Source organism: Pseudarthrobacter albicanus (assembly GCF_018224015.1).
GTDB lineage: Bacteria > Actinomycetota > Actinomycetes > Actinomycetales > Micrococcaceae > Arthrobacter > Arthrobacter albicanus.
Window position 1 is genome coordinate 1 of record NZ_JAGPOT010000101.1, and the last position, 2154, is coordinate 2154.

General features: G+C 74.2%; 2 protein-coding genes. Both read right to left on the reverse strand.

The window, feature by feature from the left end; all coding sequences use genetic code 11:
• A partial coding sequence (locus tag J9611_RS18190) for a 13E12 repeat family protein (protein WP_211882274.1) occupies positions 1 to 968 on the reverse strand: 968 nt, incomplete at its 3' end.
• A gap of 205 nt (positions 969 to 1173) precedes the next feature.
• Positions 1174 to 2154, reverse strand: a 981-nt coding sequence (locus J9611_RS18195) for a glycoside hydrolase family 16 protein (RefSeq protein WP_246528019.1), incomplete at its 5' end; no start/stop codon positions are given.

A 2154-nucleotide genomic window follows, 5' to 3' on the forward strand; every position in this document is an offset into this window, starting at 1 on the left:
ACCAGGCCATCGGCCATGAGCTGCCCGCGGGAGCGGGGGTCCCCGCCGGAGCGCAGGGCCCCGGCGTGCCCGCTCAGCGCCGTGTAGACCGCGACGCCCTCCCTGGCCGGGAGCAGCGCGGTCAGGTACGTCATGGTGTCCGGCGCCGGGCGGAGGCTGACATGCCGGTCCGTGGCGGCGTGGGCGGCCCGGTCCGCGACCGGGCGCGGGTCCCTCCGGTACGCCGCGGCGCGGGCCGCGGCCGTGACCGCCCGGTCCCCGGCGCCGGCGAACGTGCCGGTGTCCGCGGCGAGCTCCCCGGCGACCGCGGCCCGGTCCGCGACCGGGCGCGGGTCCCTCCGGTACGCCGCGGCGCGGGCCGCGGCCGTGACCGCCCGGTCCCCGGCGCCGGCGAACGTGCCGGTGTCCGCGGCGAGCTCCCCGTCGACCGCGGCCCGGTCCGCGGCGGACAGGCATGCCGTTTCCCGGACCAGCAAGGTGGCGCGCCATTCGTTCAGGTCCCCGGCGGCCAGCGCGGCCAGCGTCCGCGGCATCTCCGCCACCAGGGCTTTGGCCAGGCCCAGCAGCCGGCCCCCGCGGGACGGGGATTCCCGCCGGGCCAGGGCGATCTGCGCCCCGACGCCTTTTCCCAGCTCCGCGACGGGCACCCCGGCGGCGGCCTGGGCGCGGCGCTCCAGGGCATCGAAGGCCACGGCGATCCGGGCCTGCGCCGCGGCCGCGGCGGACTTCACATCCTCCAGCTCCCGCAACTGGGCGACCAGCCCGGCACCGTCCCCGCACGGCCGGACAGCGGAAACAGCGGTGATCAGGTCCCCGGCGCTGACGCCGGCGCTGACGCCGGCGATGGCGCCGGCGGCGTCCCCGACACGGACGTCCCTGGCGCCGGCGCCGGCGCCACGGCCAGCATCGCCGCCGCCATCCCCGCCGCCGTCCGCCGCCGGAGCCATCGGCTCCTGATTGCCGTTCATGAACCCAGTCAATCAGGCACCTCCGACAGTAAGGGACCAACGTCACGATGGCGGAGAAAAGGAGCCACGGCAAACGACGGACAGCCCGCCGGACCTGCCCGACGCGATTGTCCGGGGTCCGGCGGGCTGACCTGGCCCTGGCGCCGCGCACGGCGTCGGGACCGCCCCGGTCGGGGCGGCCCCAGCGGCTAGGCCGAGCTTTTTGCTACTTGTAGACGCGGACCCAGTCGACCTGCATCTGCGAGGCCGTGGTGGCCGAGCCATCAGGGAACCAGTCCAGCTGCAGTGTCTGGTGCATGCCGACAGAAGGCTGATGCGCCGGGTTGGTGTCGGTGAAGGTCTTCTTGCCGTCCACGAAGCCGGTGATGCCGGCCGGGGTCCACTCCACGGCGTAGTTGTGCCACTGTGTGCTGTCCACGGGATTTGCTGCCGTGGTCTGGAAGTTCGATCCGCCACCGCAGGAGTAGTGCAGGAAGAACTTCATCATGGTGGTGTCTTGGCTGCCCTCGGCGTAGTCGATCTCGGCACAGTTCGCAGACGCATTGTTGTCGGGCCAGAGGATCAGGACGGGGTGGTATTTCGGGTCCCGTGCGCTGGTTTTCATGCGCGTTTCCCAGCGGCCGTACTTTTGCTGCGCGAACTTTGCCGACATGCCGCCGGTGGTACCAGCGGTGTCGCCCTTTACCGTGGCTGAGCCGTTGGCAACGGACCAGGCGGTGGGGCTGCGGACGCCCTTGCCTGCATGCCCGGCGCCGTTGAAGACACTCCATTTCGTGGCGTCGGGTGCGCCGGTGTTCGAGAATTCGTCGCCGGCCAGGACCGGACCCCAGCCGAAGGTGGTGGCTGCCTGCGTGCCGTCACCCGCAGTCGCGGCTGCCGCTGCGGCGGCGACCGGTGCGGCAGGGGCGGGTGCGGCCGGGGCTGCCACTGCGGGTGCGCCAGGGGCGGGTGTGCCAGGGGCGGGTGCGGCGGCGACCGGTGCGGCGGGCGCGGCAGGGGCTGCCGGCACCGGTGCTGCGGCTGCTGGGTCGCCCGGCGTCGCGCCTGACACGGGGTCGCCCGCCGTGGCGGCTGCTGGGTCGCCCGCCGTGGCGGCTGCTGGGTCGCCCGGCGTCGCGCCCTCAACTGGGGCGTCCGTTCCCGGTGTCTCCGTGGGTGCGGCGCCATCTGAAACGGCGGCCTCATC